20 protein-coding genes and 2 pseudogenes are annotated in these 19,911 nt (G+C 55.8%); 11 read left to right on the top strand and 11 right to left on the bottom strand.

The window, feature by feature from the left end; all coding sequences use genetic code 11:
• Position 1: 1 nt before the first annotated feature.
• The gene (locus K3169_RS07295) at positions 2–232 is read left to right on the top strand and encodes a hypothetical protein (RefSeq protein WP_263270794.1); all 231 of its coding nucleotides are present in this window, start codon (positions 2–4) and stop codon (positions 230–232) included.
• A gap of 119 nt (positions 233–351) precedes the next feature.
• Here the strand turns inward: K3169_RS07295 and K3169_RS07290 are convergent, their stop codons facing one another.
• Positions 352–966: a YitT family protein gene (locus K3169_RS07290; RefSeq protein ID WP_027901016.1), complete on the bottom strand. Its 615-nt coding sequence runs from the start codon at positions 964–966 to the stop codon at positions 352–354.
• Positions 967–1,559: 593 nt separating this feature from the next.
• Here K3169_RS07290 and K3169_RS07285 point away from each other — a divergent pair.
• The 4 genes and pseudogenes from K3169_RS07285 to K3169_RS29705 all read left to right on the top strand — a co-directional run.
• Positions 1,560–2,348, top strand: a complete 789-nt coding sequence (locus K3169_RS07285) for a transporter substrate-binding domain-containing protein (protein WP_027901017.1) — start codon at positions 1,560–1,562, stop codon at positions 2,346–2,348.
• 172 nt (positions 2,349–2,520) lie between these two features.
• The gene (locus K3169_RS07280) at positions 2,521–3,309 is read left to right on the top strand and encodes a transporter substrate-binding domain-containing protein (protein ID WP_263270791.1); all 789 of its coding nucleotides are present in this window, start codon (positions 2,521–2,523) and stop codon (positions 3,307–3,309) included.
• A gap of 165 nt (positions 3,310–3,474) precedes the next feature.
• Positions 3,475–3,907 (top strand): annotated as a pseudogene (locus tag K3169_RS29710) (ATPase); the annotation flags it as partial.
• A gap of 59 nt (positions 3,908–3,966) precedes the next feature.
• Positions 3,967–4,452, top strand: a pseudogene (locus K3169_RS29705) (ATPase); the annotation flags it as partial.
• A gap of 90 nt (positions 4,453–4,542) precedes the next feature.
• Here the strand turns inward: K3169_RS29705 and K3169_RS07270 are convergent.
• Together K3169_RS07270 and K3169_RS07265 are read right to left on the bottom strand one after the other, a co-directional pair.
• Positions 4,543–5,562, bottom strand: a complete 1,020-nt coding sequence (locus K3169_RS07270; protein WP_231672857.1) for a branched-chain amino acid aminotransferase — start codon at positions 5,560–5,562, stop codon at positions 4,543–4,545.
• A gap of 108 nt (positions 5,563–5,670) precedes the next feature.
• Positions 5,671–6,555 (bottom strand): LysR family transcriptional regulator, encoded by an 885-nt coding sequence (locus K3169_RS07265; protein WP_099267592.1) that lies wholly within the window; start codon positions 6,553–6,555, stop codon positions 5,671–5,673.
• 126 nt (positions 6,556–6,681) lie between these two features.
• Between K3169_RS07265 and K3169_RS07260 the strand changes: the two genes are divergently transcribed.
• Both K3169_RS07260 and K3169_RS07255 read left to right on the top strand, forming a co-directional pair.
• A complete protein-coding gene (locus K3169_RS07260) occupies positions 6,682–7,107 on the top strand; it encodes a VOC family protein (protein WP_027901022.1) in 426 nt (141 codons plus the stop codon).
• Positions 7,108–7,306: 199 nt separating this feature from the next.
• Positions 7,307–8,812 (top strand): hypothetical protein, encoded by a 1,506-nt coding sequence (locus K3169_RS07255; protein WP_231666088.1) that lies wholly within the window; start codon positions 7,307–7,309, stop codon positions 8,810–8,812.
• 81 nt (positions 8,813–8,893) lie between these two features.
• Here the strand turns inward: K3169_RS07255 and cyoE are convergent, their stop codons facing one another.
• The 7 genes from cyoE to hmpA all read right to left on the bottom strand — a co-directional run bounded on the left by cyoE (position 8,894) and on the right by hmpA (position 16,557).
• Positions 8,894–9,781 (bottom strand): heme o synthase, encoded by an 888-nt coding sequence (gene cyoE / locus K3169_RS07250; protein WP_027901026.1) that lies wholly within the window; start codon positions 9,779–9,781, stop codon positions 8,894–8,896.
• 10 nt (positions 9,782–9,791) lie between these two features.
• Complete coding sequence (cyoD, locus tag K3169_RS07245) at positions 9,792–10,127, bottom strand: cytochrome o ubiquinol oxidase subunit IV (protein WP_027901027.1); 336 nt, start codon at positions 10,125–10,127, stop codon at positions 9,792–9,794.
• Entirely contained in the window at positions 10,128–10,751 is a 624-nt protein-coding gene (locus K3169_RS07240; RefSeq protein ID WP_027901028.1) for a cytochrome o ubiquinol oxidase subunit III, read from the bottom strand.
• 2 nt (positions 10,752–10,753) lie between these two features.
• Positions 10,754–12,772: a cytochrome o ubiquinol oxidase subunit I gene (gene cyoB / locus K3169_RS07235; protein ID WP_099267590.1), complete on the bottom strand. Its 2,019-nt coding sequence runs from the start codon at positions 12,770–12,772 to the stop codon at positions 10,754–10,756.
• Positions 12,773–12,775: 3 nt separating this feature from the next.
• A complete protein-coding gene (cyoA, locus tag K3169_RS07230) occupies positions 12,776–13,744 on the bottom strand; it encodes a ubiquinol oxidase subunit II (RefSeq protein ID WP_027901030.1) in 969 nt (322 codons plus the stop codon).
• Positions 13,745–14,196: 452 nt separating this feature from the next.
• Positions 14,197–14,721, bottom strand: a complete 525-nt coding sequence (locus tag K3169_RS07225; protein ID WP_099267589.1) for a disulfide bond formation protein B — start codon at positions 14,719–14,721, stop codon at positions 14,197–14,199.
• 654 nt (positions 14,722–15,375) lie between these two features.
• Positions 15,376–16,557 carry an NO-inducible flavohemoprotein gene (hmpA, locus tag K3169_RS07220; protein ID WP_263270786.1) on the bottom strand — a complete coding sequence of 394 codons (1,182 nt, stop codon included), beginning with the start codon at positions 16,555–16,557 and terminating at the stop codon, positions 15,376–15,378.
• Positions 16,558–16,882: 325 nt separating this feature from the next.
• On the opposite strand from hmpA, the gene K3169_RS07215 reads away from it, so the two are divergent.
• The 4 genes from K3169_RS07215 to K3169_RS07200 all read left to right on the top strand — a co-directional run bounded on the left by K3169_RS07215 (position 16,883) and on the right by K3169_RS07200 (position 19,508).
• Positions 16,883–17,782 (top strand): chemotaxis protein, encoded by a 900-nt coding sequence (locus tag K3169_RS07215; RefSeq protein ID WP_027901033.1) that lies wholly within the window; start codon positions 16,883–16,885, stop codon positions 17,780–17,782.
• Positions 17,779–18,285, top strand: a complete 507-nt coding sequence (locus tag K3169_RS07210) for a GNAT family N-acetyltransferase (RefSeq protein ID WP_263270784.1) — start codon at positions 17,779–17,781, stop codon at positions 18,283–18,285. Before K3169_RS07215 ends, K3169_RS07210 begins: the two co-directional genes overlap by 4 nt.
• A gap of 43 nt (positions 18,286–18,328) precedes the next feature.
• Positions 18,329–18,649 (top strand): hypothetical protein, encoded by a 321-nt coding sequence (locus K3169_RS07205; protein WP_263270783.1) that lies wholly within the window; start codon positions 18,329–18,331, stop codon positions 18,647–18,649.
• A gap of 106 nt (positions 18,650–18,755) precedes the next feature.
• Positions 18,756–19,508: a YkgJ family cysteine cluster protein gene (locus K3169_RS07200; protein WP_231676948.1), complete on the top strand. Its 753-nt coding sequence runs from the start codon at positions 18,756–18,758 to the stop codon at positions 19,506–19,508.
• A gap of 150 nt (positions 19,509–19,658) precedes the next feature.
• Here K3169_RS07200 and K3169_RS07195 read toward each other — a convergent pair whose 3' ends face one another.
• Entirely contained in the window at positions 19,659–19,883 is a 225-nt protein-coding gene (locus tag K3169_RS07195; RefSeq protein WP_263272241.1) for a hypothetical protein, read from the bottom strand.
• Positions 19,884–19,911 lie beyond the last annotated feature (28 nt).

Genomic DNA, 19,911 nt, shown 5'->3' with positions numbered 1-19,911 from the left:
CATGGCTTTAACTGGACATTCGCCCCGACAGGATCTGGAGACACTTGAGGCTGCACCCGCCGTATTTGACTCAACGTTAAAACGTTTTGATCAGCAGGCCGTTATTCTCAAACGTGGCTTTCAGGTGAACCAGACCTTGAAGAGTCTGCGGACTCTTGGGCAACTGACCCGAGAACTTCAGTCGCACTCAACCAGTGGTTATGCGGCAATCAGCTATCGGTCGGATAAATAGCCAGAGTAGCTACCCCAGAGTAAACACCCCCAGAGTAACAACCAGTGAAGCACCGCAAAAAAAGAGCAGGCTCCTCAGCGGGGGCTTGCTCTTGTTTTTTCTGCACTAACTGGAAGGCATCAGGCGGTATAACGATTCGGCCGATGGTTCACCGCGATGATCAGGTTCAGCACGATAGCACCGGCGATGGATGCCAACAGTATCGGCAGGCTGACGAGGTACAGAGAGCCCAGCACCACGAGTACGTCTACAACCATCTGCAACTTGCCTGCGCGCAGACCGATGCGGTCTTGCAGGTACAGCGCAAGAATATTGATACCGCCCAGGCTTGCCTTGTGCCGGAACAAAACGATGAACCCCAGGCCCATCATGATATTGCCGAACAGCGCTGCGTAGATCGGCTGCAACTGGTCGATATGGATGAACCGCGCGTGCAGCTCGGAGAATATCGACACCAGCGCGACCGAGCAGAAGGTCTTGATGGTAAACGCCCAGCCCATTCGGCGGATGGCCAGATAATAGAACGGCAGGTTGATCAGGAAGAATGCCACGCCGAATGATAAGTGGGTCGCATAGCTGATCAGGAACGCGATCCCGGCGCTGCTGCCGGTCACACCGCCCACCTGACGCAGCATCATCACCCCAAAGGACACCATCAACGTGCCAATGACGATCGCAAATATGTCTTCGAACATGGAGTGCTTGACGGTCTGAGTGGCGGCGATCTGGGTCATGACGAACTCTTGAAAAGTGTAAGGACGAATAGCTGGCCAACAGAAAACCGCCAACCAAAGCGCGCACAGATTACCCAATAAAAGATCGATGTGCGCGCTAAATAGATAGATATGCGTATATCACGCACCGATAAGCAGGAAATGCACTGTTTATGCGCCGGATCGCACTGCCGTGGTGCATATTCACACGCTTGCCAAATAGCCCACCGTTGCCGGGATGAATGGAAATCCCTTGAGTGCGAATTCATTCGCGAAGGCGGTGTGTCAGACGCAGATGTTTTGCCGGATAAACGCCTTCGCGAATGAATTCGCTCCCACGAAAAACAGTGCAGTCAGATATTTACGCGGTGAAAACACATCCCTGTGGGAGCGAATTCATTCGCGAAGGCGGTGTGTCAGACGCAGATATTTTTGCCGGATAAACGCCTTCGCGAATGAATTCGCTCCCACGAAAAACAGTGCAGTCAGGTGTTTTTGCATGAATACACATTGAAATAGGGGCAGATAACGACCCCGCAACAATGGCAGCGACGGTGATTGTCAGGCAGGATTACGGCCGCGTTGCCACTTAACTTTTTCGAGTTCTGCCCTCCATGAATAATAAGAAACTTTGCATCACCGCTACCCTGCTGCTGGGACTCTCCGGCACCGCCCTGGCTGACGATTCAGGCTCGCATCTGGACAAGGTGCTGCAGTCCGGCGAGCTGGCTGTCTGCACCACGGGTGATTACAAGCCCTATACCTTCCTGCGCGAGGATGGCGAATATGAAGGCATCGATATCGAAATGGCCCGCTCGCTGGCGCAGAGCCTTGGCGTGAAGGTGCAGTGGGTGCCGACGACCTGGAAAACCCTGATGCCAGACATGCTGGCCGGTAAGTGCGATGTGACCATGGGCGGCGTCTCGGTAACGCTGGAACGCCAGAAGAAGGCGTTCTTCAGCAACACGCTGGACGTTGACGGCAAGATCCCGCTGACCCGCTGTGAAGATCAGGCGTTGTATCAAACCATCGAGCAGATCAACAAACCCTCGGTACGCCTGATCGAGCCAGCCGGTGGCACCAATGAAGCGTTTGTGCGCGCCCATCTGCCTGCGGCGCAACTGGCCTTCCACGACAACAAGACGATTTTCCAGCAACTGCTGGATAAGAAAGCCGACGTGATGATTACCGACTCGTCCGAGGCGCTGTATCAGCAGAAGCGCATGCCCGGGCTGTGTGCGATCAACCCGACGCGCTACATGCAGTACGGCGAGAAGGCCTATCTGCTGCCACGGGACGACACCACCTGGAAGGCCTATGTCGATCAATGGCTGCATCTGAGCAAGGCAACCGGGACGTATCAGACCGTGGTCAGTCATTGGCTGGCGGTGCCGGGGCAGTAAGAAGAGCGTTCATCTGTAGGAGCTGCCGAAGGCTGCGATCGCGGTATGTCAGGATAAATGCTTCGCAGCCTTCGGCAGCTCCTACAGGGTTTGAGTGGTTGCGCACTTGCGCGACATGGCTCCGTTCTTGCTTTGTCCGCTGCATCACTCCAACCCTCGAGCTTCTCCTCCTATGAAAAACATGAAACACAGCGCTACCGCCGCCCTGCTTTTCGGGCTGTCGGGTTTTGCCCAGGCACAGGAACTGCCGTCGCATCTGGACAAGGTGTTGCAAGAGGGACAACTCGCGGTGTGCACCACCGGTGATTACAAGCCGTATTCTTTCCTGCGCGAAGACGGTGAATACGAAGGTATTGATATCGAACTGGCCCGCTCCTTGGCGCAAAGCCTTGGGGTGAAGGTGCAATGGGTGCCGAGCACCTGGAAGACGCTGGTCCCGGACATGGTCGCCGAGAAATGCGACATCGCCGTGGGTGGGATTTCGGTGACACTGGAGCGCCAGAAGAAGGTGTTCTTCAGCAGCACGCTGGACGTCGACGGCAAGATTCCATTGGCCCGTTGTGAAGATGTGGCGCGCTATCAAACCCTCGAGCAGATTAACAAGCCGTCTGTACGCGTAATCGAACCGGCCGGTGGCACCAACGAGGCCTTCGCCCGCGCCTTCTTGCCCAACGCGCAGCTGGCGTTCCACGACAACAAAACCATTTTCCAGGAGCTGCTGGATAAAAAAGCTGACGTGATGATCACCGAAGCCTCCGAAGCGCTCTACCAACAGAAGCGCATGCCGGGTTTGTGTGCGATCAATCCGACCCAGTCTTTGCAATACGGTGAGAAAGCCTACCTGCTGCCACGTGGCGATGTGGCCTGGAAAAGCTATGTCGATCAGTGGCTGCACTTGAGCAAAGCCACCGGTGCTTATCAGAAAGCAGTGGGTAACTGGCTGGCAGTGCCGGGGCAGTAAAACCCGAAAAACCGGTAGGAGCGAACTTGTTCGCGAGAGGCTTGACGCGGTGTATCAGGCACGCTGCCTCGCCAACAAGTTGGCTCCTATCGGTTTGGTGTCTATTGCAGGACACAGTTATGTCAAAGACACTACGACGTGCTTCTGACCTGTCGGACCTGCCAGATGAAAACCAACAAAACCATCACCCGTGCGTTCTGTGTCGAGCTCCAGGAGGAGTTGTCGATCAGTGCTGCGCGCCGGGAATACTTTTCTCAGGAAGAGCCTCGGCAGCGTTTTGAGTTTCTCTGTTCGAGCGAGCCCTGTCGCAGATTCGGGGCGAAGATTACGGGCGTGCGTTACGACGTGAAGCCGCAGGACAATCCGACGTTTGTGTCTGCTCACTTTCGCGCTAACCCGCACTCCGATCATCATCCCGATTGTGAGTGGATCGATGAGCAGGCAGAAGAAAATCAGCCGCCCGCTGATAGCGAAGAAACCGAACCACAGACGCGCATCCGCAAGGCCAAACGCAAGCTGGATGACTATATCGACGTCTTTGATCCAGCCATCAAGACGCCGGGTGCAGCAAAAACCAAAGAAGCCAAACCGGCTGCTGTTGCCGTAGAGGCAGCGGACGAATTTATTCCCGTTAAGGCTCCAGCAGCAAAGCCTCCTCGCGACAGCGAAACCCGCACCAACAACCTTGAACGTCTCGTCGACAGCTATCGTCAAGCCAAAGCGCAATTATCCGCCGATGACTTCAAGCTGCTGACCCTGAAGATTCCTGGCCAGGGCGAGCTGACGCTGCGCTCCTACTTCCGGCATATCAAATACGCGAAGTTGGGCGATAACGGTCGGGTGCTATACGGCGGCGGTCTGGTGGAGCGCTACGGGCTGGGGTTCAAGTTCAAGTTCTTCGACCGGCTTGAGGGCAAACTGGTGACGCTGTATGTGTCGCCTGCGCAGATGAAAGCCTACCGCTCCAGCCGATACATCAGCGAACTGCTGAGCCATGCCGAAGAGGTGAAGTTCTTTACGGTGTATGCGCTGGGTGAAGTGAGCGAAAGCCCGTCGGGCAAGAGCATCAGTTTGAGCGTGGAAGACTTGCGGCACCTGGTGATTGTGCTGGGGCCGGCGAAGGAGACAGATTCCACGAAATAACGGAGATCTGTAGGAGCTGCCGAAGGCTGCGAAAGCGGTCTGTCTGACACAGCCTCGTTCGCAGCCTTCGGCAGCTCCTACAGGTTTACATCAAACCTTGACGATCCAGCCTGCTGGCGCTTCAACGTCACCGGACTGTACGCCGGTCAGTTCCGCATAGAGCTTGCGGGTCATCGGGCCGACTTCGGTTTCGCTGTGGAACACGTGCAGCTTGTCGTTGTAGGAAATCCCGCCGATTGGCGTAATCACGGCAGCAGTGCCGCAAGCGCCGGCTTCCTTGAAGTCAGAGATCTTGTCGATAAACACATCACCTTCCACGACCTTCAGGCCCAGACGGCTCTGCGCCAGCTCGATCAGCGACAGACGGGTGATACCCGGCAGCACGGAAGGCGACTTGGGCGTAACAAACACATCGTCGTGAGTGATCGCAAAAAAGTTGGCCGAACCGACTTCTTCGATCTTGGTGTGGGTTTGCGGATCCAGATAAATGGCATCAGCAAAGCTCAGTTTCTTGGCTTCCGAACCTGGCATCAGGCTGGCGGCGTAGTTACCGCCGACCTTCGCTGCGCCTGTGCCTTGTGGCGCTGCGCGGTCGTAGCCGGAGATCACGAAGTTGTTCGGCTTCAGGCCACCTTTGAAGTAGGCGCCAACCGGAATGCAGAAGATCGAGAAAATGAACTCGGGCGCAGTACGCACGCCGATGTTGTCACCCACGCCAATGACGAAGGGACGCAGGTACAGCGCGCCGCCAGAACCGTAAGGCGGGATGAAACGCTCGTTGGCAGCAACGACTTTCTTGCAGGCTTCGATGAAGACGTCAGTTGGCACCTGCGGCATCAACAGGCGACCACAGCTGCGCTGCATACGCAGGGCGTTCTGGTCAGGGCGGAACAGGTTGATCGAGCCGTCCTTACAGCGATAGGCCTTCAGGCCTTCGAAACACTGCTGGCCGTAGTGCAGCGCGGTGGAGCCTTCGCTGATGTGCAGCACGTTGTCTTCAGTCAGCGAGCCTTCGTCCCATGCGCCATCGCGCCAGTGAGAGAGGTAGCGCATATCAGTTTTGATGTAGTCGAAACCCAGAGTGTCCCAGTTAATGCTGTCGTGACTCATAACGCCCTCTTTCATTTAGCGGCTGCCTGGACGAATCAGGCAATGGCCGTATTCTGCCAGATCATCCGCGGCTTGCGGCCTCAAATACGCATAAACCTTGATACACCTTCAATCTGACGAATTCTCTCCACCGGCGTCAGGTGTCAGGCAATCGGTGAACAGCTTGTGCAGCGGCAGATCGCGCTGGCTACGGCGCATCATCAACACCACTTCGCGATGAAAGGTCAGGTCGCCCAGGCTGATGACCCGCACCCTGGCTTCGCGCTCCAGCCAGAGCCCGGCCCGAGGTATCAGGGAAATGCCCAGCCCGCTTTCGACGAACTTGACGATAGCGTCCAGCTCGTCGAGTTCCAGCGCGACGTGCACCTCGATCTGCTGCTCACGCAAAAACCGCGTGACCTGACGTCCACCGAACGAAGCGCGGTCGTAGCGCACGTGCGGCTGCCCGGCCAACAGCTTGAGTGGATCGGTCTCCTCGACATCCAGCGGCACAATCAGCACAAAGGGCTCAGTTTCCAGCACCTGCACATGCAGTTCTTTGGGCAACTCGAAGGGCGGCTTGATAAGGATCGCTACGTCTAGCTCACCCGCGTCCAGCTGACTCAGCAGGTTGAGCGACACGCCAGGCACCAGCTTGGCCTCCACCGCCGGTGCGCGACGCCTCAGCCTTAACAACGCTTGAGGCAGAAATCCGGTTTGCGCGCTGGCAATCGCGCCAATCTTCATTTCGCCGCGATACTCATCCGGGTCCACCGGCGTCGACATGCGATTGAACAACTCGAACATTTCTTGCGCCAGGGGCAGCGCGCGAACGCCAGCGGCATTGAGAATCGCCTGACGCCCGGTGCGATCAAACAAACGCACGCCGAGCGCCTGTTCAAGGTTCTTGATCTGCGAACTGACAGCTGACTGGGTCAAACCAATGTGCATGCCCGCCGCGGCGAAGGTGCCATAGCGGGCCACGGCGATGAAGGTCTTCAATTCACGCAACATAAGCCGTCCAATTGATCGATTTTATTTGAGCTGAGCAGTAAATATATCCGCTTTGCATAAATTTATTCTTATCTAGAATCAATCCATCTTCCATAGCCTTTGCCTCATAAAAAAAGGATGACTACCGTGAGCCTCGCCCCTTTCCATTTAGCTATTCCCGTCCACGACCTGGCCGCCGCCCGCCATTTCTACACGAATATTTTCGGCTTCACCGAAGGCCGGTCCAGCGATCATTGGGTTGACTACGATTTCTACGGCCATCAACTGGTGATTCATGAGCACCCGAAAACCGCCTCGCAAGAATCGGCAGGCACTAACGTGGTGGACGGCCATGACGTGCCCGTTCCGCATTTTGGTGTGGTATTGAGCTGGGAAGACTGGGAAATCCTGGCCGAGCGTCTGCGTTCGCAGAGCATCAAGTTTGTGATCGAACCTTACGTGCGCTTCAAAGGCGAAGTCGGTGAGCAAGCCACCATGTTCTTCTTCGACCCGTGCGGCAACGCGCTGGAGTTCAAGGCGTTCAAGGACATCGGTCAGTTGTTCGCCAAGTAATCAGGTTTATGGCGGGGGCTGCCAGTCGCACTCGTGACAGTAGCCTTCACACCTGAAGTGGTTATTTTGACGCGTGATAAACACCTCATCGAGCAGGAAGCGATTGAGGCCATTAATTTGACATCAAGTGGTGCTGCGTTAGGCTGACCCTGTTTCAGACAAACAGGACTCCTTCGCCTTCTTTGATGAGCAGATAGCCATGGATACGGGCATCAACGCAGCAACCTGCTCTATCGCAACCACTCCTGATCGCCGCCTGATGCTGTTGCTGTTCTGCCTGCCAGTCACTCTGCTGTTGCTGAGCATACTGGTCATCAACGGCGGCACGTTGATGTATACCCTGGATGATCCATATATCCATATCGATCTGGCCAGGCGCATCTTCAGCGGTCATTACGGCATCAATCCCGGCGAATATTCGGCACCGTCGTCGAGCATCCTCTGGCCCTTTCTCCTGGCGCCTTTTACCCCTCTCAGCGGCTTGATGCTGTGGGTGCCGCTGCTCCTGAACATCGGTTTCTCCTTTCTGACCTTCTCGCTTTTCAACCGACTGCTGTCGGGTATCAGCTCTGCCCATCGGTTCTTCATTCTGGGCGGCTGGTTTCTCGCGACCAACTTCTACGGGCTGATCTTCAACGGCATGGAACATTGCCTGCAGATTTATCTGGTGGCGGTGATTGCAGTGGGCGTGCTGCGCAAAGAGTTTTACGGCAAACAGATCACGAGCAACGGCGTCTACCTGGCCATCCTGCTATTGCCACTGGTGCGTTACGAAGGGCTGGCGGTGTCTCTTCCGGTGTTGCTCTATTTGCTGTGCAAGAGTGAGCGTCTGAAGCCGCTGGTCTGCGGAGTCGCACTGGTCGGTATCGTGGCGCTGTTCTCTCTGTTTCTGGCCAGGCTGGGCGTTGGCTACCTGCCCTCCTCTGTTATCGCCAAATCGGACACGACCGGGCTATCGTCCATCGTCATGAATGCCATTGGCCAGTTCGAAAAGTATGGCTGGATCATTCTCGCGATGCTGGTCATGTGTGCCTTCATGCCGAACCGTAAACTGCTGGTCATGCTGCTGATTACGGTCACCGCGCTGCATACCCTGTTTGGCAAGAATGGATGGTTCGGGCGCTATGAAATCTATTGGCTGACATTTCTTGGGGTGTTTTTCCTGCACCTGTGCCTGACCCATCTCAAGGCGCGCACCACAGCAATCATCTTCGGCCTGCTACCACTGGCGTTCGCGCAACTGGTGTACACCACCCTGAGCACACCGCTAGCGTCAGCAGCGGTCTATAACCAGCAGTACCCGATGTCACAGATCGCCCAGCGGCTCAACGCCCCTGTGGCAGTCAACGATCTTGGACTGGTGGCGCTGAACTCCAGACAATACGTGCTGGACCTCTGGGGCCTGGGCAACCTTGAAGCGCTGAAACTGCGCAAGTCCGAAAGCGGCCCGCAATGGATCAAGGATTTGATGGATCGCAAGAACGTCCACTATGCCTTCGTTTACGAAGAGTGGTTCCCCGAACGCCCGGACAACTGGATCAAGGTCGGCGAACTGCAGATGCACATCCCTAAAATCGCTACGGCGTTCAACCACGTTGCTTTTTATGCGACCGACGAGCAATCAGCGCAGACACTCAGGGAGGTGATGCAGGCTTATGCGCTGGAGCAGCCGACGGGGAAGTATGAGTTTTGGTTTGAGAATTGAGTGAGAGGTGAAACGCCAGAAATAAAAAACCCCGCTGCTCAAACGAGCAACGGGGCTTTCTGTTTTCAGACTAACTGTGGATCAGAAGGCGTAAGTCACCAGCAGATCTTTGGTTACCTGAAAGTCCACCGACATCATGAAGCTCAAAGCGCTGATGGTGAAGATGGAGAACACGAACAGCTTGCGGGCCCAGACGGTGTCATCCACCGCCTTGTAGCCTTTCCAGGCCATATACAGCCAGTACATACCCATGCCCGCAGCAACCGCCAGATAGTTGAGCCCGGCGTAACCGCCGAAGGTCAACATCAAGGTGGTGACCAGGAACGCCAGGATGTAGAGCAGGATATGCCGCTTGGCGACCTTGATACCGCGCTCAACCGGTAGAACCGGAATCTTCGCAGCCAGGTAGTCATTGAAACGGAAAATCGCGATGGCATAGGAGTGCGGCATCTGCCAGAGGCTGAACATCACCAGCAGGGTCAATGCCGCAAAGTCGAAGCTGTTGCTCACTGCGCAGTAGCCGATTACCGGAGGCATAGCCCCCGACAAGCTACCGATCAATGTGCCGTGTACCGACTTGCGTTTGAAATACAGGCTGTAGAAGCCGACGTAAATCACGAAGCCGATCACGGCGAGCATCGCTGCGAGCGGGTTGGTTTTGGTGTAAAGCAACCCCACCCCGCCAACACCGAGAATCGTCGCGTAGAGCAAGGCCAGTCTCAGTGAGACCAGGCCTTGTACCAGCACACGGTTCTTGGTGCGCTCCATCTTCTGGTCAATGTCACGATCGATGCAGTTGTTGAATACACAACCGGATGCCACGACCAATGAGGTGCCTATGACTGCGGCCAGGAACATGCCGAAGTCAATTTGCCCTTTGGAGGCCAGAAAAAAGCCACCTGCCACCGAAAGCACGTTACCGAAAATGATCCCCGGCTTGGTGATTTGGATAAAGTGCTTAAGGGACATCAGGGTTACCTCATTTAGCCATCATGACGGTGTGGATGCTGAACATGATCCACAACGAGAGGCCGACCAGCAGCACGATGACCATCGCAGTGAACGCAAAGGCGAACACGTTATTGCGCTGGGCAACCGAACGATCAAGGTGCAGGAAGTAGCGCAGGTGAACCAGAACCTGCACCACAGCGAACAACAGGATAGTGATCAGCGTCGCTGACTTGGACATGACCGGGTACATCACAACGCCGAACGGGATAGCAGTGAGGATCACGGACAGGACGAAGCCGATCACATAGTCCTTTACGCCATTGCTATGGTCGTCAGCAGAGGTATGCGCGTGTGCGTTAGCCATTTACAAAGTCCCCATCAGATAAACAACGGTGAAGACGCAAATCCATACCACGTCCAGGAAGTGCCAGAACAGGCTCAGGCAGCTCAGACGGGTAGCGTTGGTCGACGTCAGGCCGCGAGTCTTGACCTGATACATCATGATGCCCATCCAGATCAGGCCGCTGGTCACGTGCAGACCGTGCAGGCCTACCAGCGCGAAGAAGCCAGACAGGAAGCCGCTACGGCTAGGGCCATAACCTTCAACGATCAGGTGATGGAACTCGTAGATTTCCATCGCGATGAAGCCGGCACCGAACAGGAAAGTGAGGGCCAACCAGCCCAGCACTTGACTCTTCTTGCCCTTGTGAACGGCCAGCATCGCAAAGCCGTAAGTGATACTACTGAACAACAGGAAAGCAGTTTCGACGGCCACGAATGGCAGTTCGAAAATGTCGTGTCCCGAAGGACCGCCTGCAACGTTGTTTACCAACACCGCGTAGATCGCGAAGAAGGATGCGAACAACACGCAGTCGGTCATCAGGTAGAGCCAGAAACCGTAAACGGTCATCGGCCCCGCATCGTGGTGATCATGCCCGTGATCACTGTGATCGTGGGCATCTCCTGGATTCAATACTAAGTTCGACATGTTTAAACCTGTTCCAGTGTGGATTTGCCAGGCGTGTATGCACCCTGAGCCACGAGGACCTTGTGCTGCTCACCTTCGATACGCGCCACTTCTTCAGCGGGCACCATATAGCCTTGATCGTCACGTGCGGCGTGGATGACGAACGAAACAACGGTCGCCGCCAGGCTGGCGATAGCCAACCACCAGATGTGCCAGATCATGGCAAAACCGAACACTGTCAACAGCAGACCCATTACCAGGCCAGTCGCAGTGTTGTTCGGCATGTGGATCGCCGAGTAGTGAGCCGGTACGTTGTAAGCAACGCCATCACGCTTGGCCGCGGTGAATGCATCCAGCTCGTCGGCTTTAGGCAGTTCAGCGAAGTTGTAGAACGGTGGCGGCGAAGACGTCGACCATTCCAGCGTGTGGCCATTCCATGGGTCGCCAGTCAGATCAAGATTCTCTGGCTTGTTGCGGTCACGGATACTCACGAAGATCTGGATCAGTTGGCATGCGATACCAACGGCGATCAGCATTGCACCGAACCAGGCGATGTCCAGGTACAGGTTCCAGGCCGGGTTGTCGGTAGTGTTCAGACGACGAGTCATACCCAGGAAGCCCAGGAAGTACAGCGGCATGAACGCGACGAAGAAACCGAAGAACCAGCAGTAGAACGAAGCCTTGCCCCACTTCTCGTTCAACTTGAAGCCGAACGCTTTAGGGAACCAGAACGCGAAACCAGCGATGTAACCGAATACCGCGCCGCCGATGATGACGTTGTGGAAGTGAGCGATTACAAACAGGCTGTTGTGCAGCACGAAGTCAGCACCCGGGATCGCCAACAGAACGCCGGTCATACCGCCGATCGAGAAGGTGATCATGAAGCCCAGGGTCCAGAGCACTGGCGCGGTGAAGCGCAGACGGCCCTGGTAAATGGTGAACAGCCAGTTGAACAGCTTCACACCCGTCGGCAGCGCAATCAGCATCGTTGCCAGACCGAAGAAGGCGTTGACGCTGGCGCCAGAACCCATGGTGAAGAAGTGGTGCAGCCAGACCATGAAGCCGAGGACGGTGATACCGCCGCTGGCGTAGATCATCGACTTGTGGCCGAACAGACGCTTGCCGGTAAAGGTAGAGATGACTTCGGAGAACACACCGAACGCCGGCAGTACCAGGATGTAAACCTCAGGGTGACCCCACGCCCAGAACAGGTTCACGTACATCATTGGGTTACCGCCCAACTCGTTCGTGAAAATGTGGAAGTCCAGGTAACGGTCCAGAGTCAGGGCTGCCAGGGTGGCAGTCAGGATCGGGAACGAAGCAACGATCAGGATGTTAGCGAAGGTGCAGGTCCAGGTGAAGATCGGCATCTCCATCAGCTTCATGCCAGGCGTGCGCATTTTCAGCACGGTGACGAGGAAGTTGACACCCGTTAACGTCGTCCCTAGTCCGGATAGCTGTAGCGCCCAGATGTAGTAATCAACCCCCACTCCAGGACTGTAGGCAAGCCCGGACAATGGCGGGTAAGCAACCCAACCGGTTTTAGCGAACTCGCCGACACCCAGGGAAATGTTGACCAACAGTACGCCGGACACCAGGAGCCAGAAGCTCAGGGAGTTCAGGAACGGGAAGGCAACGTCACGGGCACCGATCTGCAGCGGCACGACGATGTTCATCAGGCCGGTGAAGAATGGCATCGCCATGAAGATGATCATGATCACACCGTGAGCGGTGAAGATCTGGTCATAGTGCTCAGGCGGCAGATAGCCTTCGGCACCATTCTGGGCCAAGGCCAGCTGGGTACGCATCATCACGGCGTCGGCGAAACCGCGCAACAGCATGACCATGGCAACCACGATGTACATCACACCGATTTTCTTGTGGTCGACTGACGTCAGCCATTCAGTCCACAAGTAGGTCCACTTCTTGAAGTAGGTGAGTGCCGCAACCAGAGCGATACCACCCAAGGCGATCATCGCCAGGGTGATCATGACTATCGGCTCGTGATACGGGATCGCGTCCAGACTTAATTTACCAAACATCGTTTACTCCTCTGCCCCAGCAGCTGAATGCTTACCCTTGCCCATGTCCATCACTTTCTCACCCACGTTGGCGTCCGACTCGCGTGCAGTACCTTCCTGCTCGTGAGGGTTCACCTTGCCTGGCTTCATGCCTTCGTACTTGTCGATGACGGCATTGAACAGGTTCGGAGTGACTGCGGAGAACAGCTCGACCGGGTTACGCTCGCTCGGTTTGAGCAGAGCAGCGTATTCCGAAGCTTCAAGCTTTTTAGGTGAACTCTTGACTTCGGCGACCCAGGCGTCGAAATCCGCCTTGGACGTTGCAATTGCCTTGAACTTCATGCCGGTGAAACCCGCGCCACTGTAGTTGGCGGAGATCCCGTCGTATTCGTGATTTTCGTTAGAGATCAAGTGTAGCTTGGTCAGCATGCCAGCCATGGCATAAACCTGGCCGCCCAGACCCGGAATGAAGAACGAGTTCATCACCGAATCAGAGGTAATCTTGAAATTCACCGGAGTATTGGCTGGGAAAACGATCTTGTTGACCGTTGCGATGCCTTGTTCCGGGTAGATGAAGACCCACTTCCAGTCCAGCGAAACCACCTCGATGGTAATCGGCGGCACATCGGACTCGATTGGACGATACGGGTCCAGAGCGTGAGTAGACTTGTAAGTGATGTAGCCAAGAAACACCAACAGGACCAGAGGAATGCCCCAGACTGCGGCCTCGATCTTGGTGGAGTGCGACCATTCAGGCGTGTAAGTAGCGTCCTTGTTGGTGGCACGATATTTCCAGGCGAAGATGATGGTCAGGAAAATGACCGGAATCACCACGATCAACATCAACAGCGTTGCGGTGATAATCAGGTTGCGCTGGTCGAGCCCTATTTGCCCTTTAGGATCGAGCAGAGGCACGCCCTCGCAACCACTGAGCAAAAGCATGCTGAAAAGGGCCAAGAAGCCAAAAAACCTGGGGTACCTTTTTTTACTCATCTCACGACCTCTAAAAGCAAAAGCAGCTTGCGGGTGCAATTGGTTTTCGACCGCCAACACCGAAACCTGCCGTGTTGGCATATTTTTTGGATTGAACAAAGCCTGTCACGACGCATGCAAAGCGTAACGACAAATCCATATTTATCTTTAATTTCTTGTTCGAATGCGTGGCATCACGCCCGGAATACGGGCCAACTCCCTTTGGTGCATGCATTCATGGTACTTCAGAGTCCGACTGGCACTACGGCACAGCCTGCGCAAAAGGCGCTATTTGACCTCGAAAATGCTCATCACTGGGTAAGCCAGCGGGGCAAGTGCGGGGATTGTAGATATCTAGAAATTTAATGACTATGTTTTTTTTAGCAACAGTTTGTATCAGGATCTGTAAAAATCGACAAACAGCTCACGAATTTTTCACAAAAAATGCCCCTTTCCGTAGGGGCACTTTTTCCTTACAGGCCCTGTAGCCCGCGGTATTTCCGACGGTTACGAATGATGCCGATCGGCACCAGTACGACGGTCAAAACGAACGCGACCAGAGCCCACTGCGCGAGGGACAATCCGAGGACTGGCGGATAAGGGGTCGTGCAGAACCCGCTGACCTGGAACCCGATCGGGAACATCGAGGCCAGTGGCAGGCCGTCGACAATCGGTTGCAGCACATCGATGCCACAGCTCTCGGTAGGATGCGAAAGGATGTAGACATGGCGGCCTGCGGCAACAATCCCGCCTATTGCGCTGAGCACTACCAGTGTTTCCAGCGCAGTGATGCTGCGGCGGCCCGGCATGGCCGCGCCGATGAAGGCGAAGATGGCGATGAACAGCAGCGCATAGCGTTGCAGGATGCACAGCGGGCAAGGCGCCTCGCCCAATACGATCTGCATGTACAGCGCCCCGCCGATCAGCGCCAGGCAGATAACGCCCAGCAGGACCAGAAAGCGCTTCTCGCGTTTTAGGTACAACATGTTGTCGCTCATTCACTTACCTTTCGAAAGGGTGTCCATTGGGACCGTTCGATCAATGCCGGGGGACTTGATGCCAGCACCCCGAGGGCAGACACCGGATTGTAAAGGCTCAACGCCCTGATCGCTCGCGATAATCATGGTCCGTGACGGACAACTCAAGCCTGTACCCGCCATATGGGCATATTTGGCCGCCCGGTGGTGTTGGTTGCGCCAGTTCAGTGCATGAGCAACTGCATCGCGCAGGACGAACAGCATCCTTCTATATAGAAGGATGCGGCTATTTGTCGCAGCCGGTAGCATCGGTCCATCCCTGTAGGAGCTGCCGAAGGCTGCGATAGCGGAGTGTCAGGCAGTACGCTATCGCAGCCTTTCGCAGCTACAGAAAAGGCATCTCCATTCAAGGACCAAATCGGGACAAACCGCATCCTTCTATATATAGAGGGATGCGGCTATTTGTCGCAGCAGGTAGCATCTGGCCATCCCTGCAGGAACTGCCGAAGGCTGCGATAGCGGCAGGTCAGGCAGTACGCTATCGCAGCCTCCGGCAGCTCCCGCAGAACGCAAACGGAGCATATTTTGCTTATCGGCGGCAGCCATGATTGAGGAAAACGCATTCCTCGGGAGCTCCTCTTCTATATATAGAAGAGCGCGACTATTTGTCGCACCTCACTCCAGCTCGCAAGCCGGACCAAAAAACTCGTAGCGACTTTGCTTTTCCGGCACTCCTGCGATTTTGAGCTGGCGTTTGATGACCTTCATGAAAGCCTTGGGGCCGAGGAAGTACGCATCCACATTTCGCTCTTCGGGTAACCAATGCTCCAGGCGCGATTGATCAAGCAGGCCAAGTGCATCTGCCGCCGGGCTGACACCGTCATCTTCGGCGTAGCAGTAAAAACGTTTGAGCTGCGGATACCTGACGGCAAGTCCGCCAACCCAGTCGCGAAAGGCATGCACGCTGCCATTGCGGGCGCAGTGGATGAAATGCACCGGACGCGATGTTGTGAGTGCAGCTTCGAGCATCGCCAGGGTTGGGGTGATGCCCACTCCCCCGCTGATCAACACCAGCGGCTTGTCGCTGGCTGTCAGGGTGAACTCGCCCGAGGGTGGAAACAGGTGCAGGCTGTCGCCCACTTGCAAGTGATCATGCAGATAGTTGGAAACCTTACCGCGAGGCTCGCGTTTAACGCTGATCCGGTACTGGTTATTGCCCGCCACCGCTGACAGCGAATAGTTACGGCGCACATCCTCATCGGCAATCTGTAATTGCACCCCGATGTACTGGCCCGGCGCGAAATCCAGCAACTGTCCACCGTCTGCGGGCCGCAGGTAGAACGAAGTGATCTCCGAGCTTTCAGCGACTTTAGCCGCCAAGGTGAATTCACGCGTACCACGCCAACCGCCAGGAGCCTGCGCCTTTTCTTCATAGATTGCGTGCTCGGCGCCAATCAGCACATCCGCGAGTTGTTGATAGGCACGACCCCAGGCCTGCAGCACCTCTTCAGTGGCGACCGCATCACCCAGCACTTCGCGGATAGCACTCAGCAAGCAACGACCGACAATCGGGTAATGCTCCGGGAGGATTTGCAGGGCGACATGCTTGTTGATTATTTTTGTCAGCAAGCCACCCAACTGCTCCAGTTCATCAATGTGTCGTGCGTACATCAGCAAACCATTAGCCAGAGCTCTGGGCTGATCGCCGCTGGCCTGATGCGCAGGATTGAACAGCGGCCTGACTTGTGGATACTCATCGAGCATCTTTTTGTAGAAGTGAGTCGTCAACGTTTCGCCCCCGCTTTCCAGCAGTGGGACGGTGGCTTTGACAATGGCGCGATCCGAGGCGGTCAACATGATGTACTCCTTACAGACAGGCGTTAAAAAAGTACTCATGCCGTATCAGAAACCATGCCAGAATTTCAGGCTTTTAAAATCAATGAGTTAGCGGTTATTAGTCAAATAGACTCCAAAAGAAAAGCGGTCATTATGACTACACGAGGTCTTAATGACTCATCGCTGTGAGCTTCATCCAGTCCGCTGTCGACATGTCGACTGGATCAGGCAAATCCGGTTAGCGCACAAAAAACCCTCAAGCGTGCCTGTACCGGGTCGATAACCTGTTCAGAGAAGGCTATTTGCTGCTTACTGCGGCAAAACTTTTATTGCCAGAAGGTTTTATATGTCCACCAAGAACGTCCGAGCAGATTCACTTTCGCTGCTGCTGTTCACATTACGCAGCGGCAAGTTGATGGCGATCAACCTGCTGAAAGTCAGCGAAATCATCCCCTGCCCTGCCCTGACACGACTTCCCGAATCGCACCCGCACGTCAAAGGCGTTGCCACGCTGCGAGGAGCCTCGCTGTCGGTGATCGACTTGAGCCGGGCCATTGGTGAAAGACCTTTGGTCGACCCGGATGGCGGCTGCCTGATCGTTACTGACGTCAGTCGTTCGAAACAGGGGCTGCATGTTCAGGCCGTCAGCAAGATCGTGCATTGCCTGACGACTGATATCCGCCCACCGCCCTTTGGTGCCAACGGCAGATCGTTCATCACCGGTGTCACTCAGGTCGATGGCACGCTGGTGCAGGTACTGGATATCGAAAAAGTCATCCACGGTATTGCCCCGGCGCAGATCGTTGCACAGCCGGATGCGCTGACCATGGAAGAAGCTGAACTGCTGGCTGCCACCCGCATTCTGGTGGTCGATGACAGCCAGGTGGCGCTGCAGCAATCGCTGCTCACACTGCGCAATCTGGGTATCGATTGCCACACGGCCCGCAGCGCCAAGGAGGCCATTGACGTTTTGCTCGAACTCCAGGGTTCTCCTGCGCAGATCAACGTGCTGGTTTCCGACATCGAAATGTCCGAGATGGATGGCTACGCTTTGACCCGCACACTGCGTGAAACGCCTGACTATCAAGACTTGTATATTCTGCTGCACACGTCGCTCGACAGCGCCATGAACAGTGAGAAAGCCAGGCTTGCAGGGGCCAATGCGGTGTTGACCAAGTTTTCGTCACCTGAGTTGACCCGCTGCCTGATCGTCGCTGCACGCGCGGTCAAGGCTCAAGGCGCATGAGTGTGATGGACCGCCTCGGCGGTTCAGACCGGCATTGGTGGCTGATGCGCCGTGATCTGGGAAATCTGGCCCCGGCACAAGCATGGCCCGGTCATATCCAGATCACGCCGTTCACCTTCGAAGACGCCCCTGAAGCTCACGCTCTGTTGTTGCAGGGGCATGCCGACGATATACGGATGCCCGAGTATCAAGACTGGGTAAACGACTGGCGAACCGATCCCGAATACGATCCGACGCTGTGCTTTGCCCTCCGGGATGAGCAAGGAATGGTCGGGCTGATTCAGGGCTGGACCAGCGCCTTCATCAAGGATCTGGTCATACACCCCCGTGCCAGAAATCAAGGCCTGGCGCTTCAGTTGCTCAACCATGTATTCAACATTTTTCGGCAGCGAGGCGAAGCCTGGGTGGACCTCAAGGTCATGGAGAATAATCTGGCCGCGCGCTGCCTGTATGAGAAGGCAGGCATGCGCTACGTCCAGCGCCACGAAACCGATCAGGTCTGATCTGGCATACTCCATCATCAATCGATGTTCATGGAGAACGACAATGAAAGCGTCCACCTTCCTGCTGATCGCCTCGGCGACACTCGCCGGCCAGGCCAATGCTTCCAGCACAGACGCCTGGAAGGCACTGGACAAGGCGGTTATCGACAGCTGCATGAAAGCCAGCCAGCTCAAAGAAGTGCGTGCTGTCGGCAAGGCGGGGTTTGACGACCATGTCGGGTACGAAGCGCTCATGCTCAGAGGCCGTTACCCACAGCCGCATATGAAAAATCAGCCCGGCGCCGAGCTGTGCCTTTACAACCGAACGAGCAAGAAAGCCACGGTCAGTGAGTGGACCGAGCTTCCCGCCACTGTGAAAAAGTAAGCATCGCGCTCGCTGGCTCACAACTTGCTTCGAACACCGTCTCAGTCGTGCCGGCAGCTCTGGTTTCTGTCGCGTTCGACGTCTGTCATGACGGACCTTTATTGCAATGAATACGCGATACTCTTGCACCGGTTGCGGCCGCTGCTGCAGCGACCATCATGTGCCACTCACTCTCGGGGAATCCCTGCAATGGGCGGCTGACGGCGGTTCGCTGATCATCCTGATCGAGGCATTTCTGGCTGATGGCTACGGCTTGCCAGAGGGTCAGTTGACCCACGCGACACGCCGCTCGACGCTGGTCCAGAGTGGTGTGACCCAGGCGCAGGTCGCGATCACTTTCGCGGCCTATAACAAAGGACCTTGCCGGAATCTTGACGCAGACAATCGCTGCGGCATTTATGAGCGGCGCCCACTGGTATGCCGTATCTATCCGATGGAAATCAACCCGCACATTCCACTACGCCCCGAGGCCAAGGACTGTCCGCCCGAGGCATGGGAACAAGGACCGGATTTGATCGTCGGCGGCCAGTTGGTCGATACCGAACTCAGCCGCCTGATTGAGCAGTCTCGCCAGGCTGACCGGGAAGATATCGGTGCCAAAGAGGCGATCTGCCAACGACTGGGGATTCGCGCCACGGCCTTGAAAGGCAATGGTTTCGTTGCGTACTTACCGGATATGGATGCCTTTGCCACTGCTGTCATGGATCTGGTGGACAACACCGATGCGGCCCCGACAAGCAATGGCTGGACCTTTCATGTGGCAGGCGACGCCGTGATCGAGACACTGAATGTGGCCGGGGCCGAACTGGCGACGGGCGAGCCTGCGGGTTACATGTTCATACCGCTGCAGGCGGGTTGATTGCCCTGACAGGTGAAGCATCTGTGGGAGCGAATTCATTCGCGAATAAGGTTTTCCAATTTCTGGATATGCAGTGGAGCCACCGACCTCTTCGCGAATAAATTCGCTCCCACGATTAATCTCATTCCAGGGCGAATGATTTGATCCTGTTTAACGCTTGCCCATCGACTTTCGAGTCCCGTGGGGAGCGGCGCCCGGGATTTTGTTATGCCCGTGCTTGTTCGACTTCTGATACCAAGGCTCGTCTTTTTTCGATTGCGCGAAGTCAGCGGGCTTGAAAGGGAAGCTGAACGCAGGGATCGGTGCTTTCTTATCCGCAGCCGAATCCTCGGCGACGACGTTTTCAGGAGCCGGTGTTGAGTCAGTAGATGTCATGAAAAGCTCCAGAAATTGGCAATCGGTC

Origin of the sequence: Pseudomonas phytophila, from assembly GCF_025643095.1 — a bacterium.
Taxonomy (GTDB): Bacteria; Pseudomonadota; Gammaproteobacteria; order Pseudomonadales; family Pseudomonadaceae; genus Aquipseudomonas; species Aquipseudomonas quasicaspiana.
Note: the sequence above shows the minus strand (reverse complement) of the source record. Positions and strands in the feature narration are given on the sequence as shown.

Excerpts from the sequence above, each read along its gene's own strand:
- K3169_RS07295 (WP_263270794.1), top strand. The coding sequence starts at position 2 with ATGGCTTTAACTGGACATTCGCCCCGACAGGATCTGGAGACACTTGAG.
- K3169_RS07290 (WP_027901016.1), bottom strand. The coding sequence starts at position 966 with ATGACCCAGATCGCCGCCACTCAGACCGTCAAGCACTCCATGTTCGAA.
- K3169_RS07285 (WP_027901017.1), top strand. The coding sequence starts at position 1,560 with ATGAATAATAAGAAACTTTGCATCACCGCTACCCTGCTGCTGGGACTC.
- K3169_RS07280 (WP_263270791.1), top strand. The coding sequence starts at position 2,521 with ATGAAAAACATGAAACACAGCGCTACCGCCGCCCTGCTTTTCGGGCTG.
- K3169_RS07270 (WP_231672857.1), bottom strand. The coding sequence starts at position 5,562 with ATGAGTCACGACAGCATTAACTGGGACACTCTGGGTTTCGACTACATC.
- K3169_RS07265 (WP_099267592.1), bottom strand. The coding sequence starts at position 6,555 with ATGTTGCGTGAATTGAAGACCTTCATCGCCGTGGCCCGCTATGGCACC.
- K3169_RS07255 (WP_231666088.1), top strand. The coding sequence starts at position 7,307 with ATGGATACGGGCATCAACGCAGCAACCTGCTCTATCGCAACCACTCCT.
- cyoE (WP_027901026.1), bottom strand. The coding sequence starts at position 9,781 with ATGTCCCTTAAGCACTTTATCCAAATCACCAAGCCGGGGATCATTTTC.
- cyoD (WP_027901027.1), bottom strand. The coding sequence starts at position 10,127 with ATGGCTAACGCACACGCGCATACCTCTGCTGACGACCATAGCAATGGC.
- K3169_RS07240 (WP_027901028.1), bottom strand. The coding sequence starts at position 10,751 with ATGTCGAACTTAGTATTGAATCCAGGAGATGCCCACGATCACAGTGAT.
- cyoB (WP_099267590.1), bottom strand. The coding sequence starts at position 12,772 with ATGTTTGGTAAATTAAGTCTGGACGCGATCCCGTATCACGAGCCGATA.
- cyoA (WP_027901030.1), bottom strand. The coding sequence starts at position 13,744 with ATGAGTAAAAAAAGGTACCCCAGGTTTTTTGGCTTCTTGGCCCTTTTC.
- K3169_RS07225 (WP_099267589.1), bottom strand. The coding sequence starts at position 14,721 with ATGAGCGACAACATGTTGTACCTAAAACGCGAGAAGCGCTTTCTGGTC.
- hmpA (WP_263270786.1), bottom strand. The coding sequence starts at position 16,557 with ATGTTGACCGCCTCGGATCGCGCCATTGTCAAAGCCACCGTCCCACTG.
- K3169_RS07215 (WP_027901033.1), top strand. The coding sequence starts at position 16,883 with ATGTCCACCAAGAACGTCCGAGCAGATTCACTTTCGCTGCTGCTGTTC.
- K3169_RS07210 (WP_263270784.1), top strand. The coding sequence starts at position 17,779 with ATGAGTGTGATGGACCGCCTCGGCGGTTCAGACCGGCATTGGTGGCTG.
- K3169_RS07205 (WP_263270783.1), top strand. The coding sequence starts at position 18,329 with ATGAAAGCGTCCACCTTCCTGCTGATCGCCTCGGCGACACTCGCCGGC.
- K3169_RS07200 (WP_231676948.1), top strand. The coding sequence starts at position 18,756 with ATGAATACGCGATACTCTTGCACCGGTTGCGGCCGCTGCTGCAGCGAC.
- K3169_RS07195 (WP_263272241.1), bottom strand. The coding sequence starts at position 19,883 with ATGACATCTACTGACTCAACACCGGCTCCTGAAAACGTCGTCGCCGAG.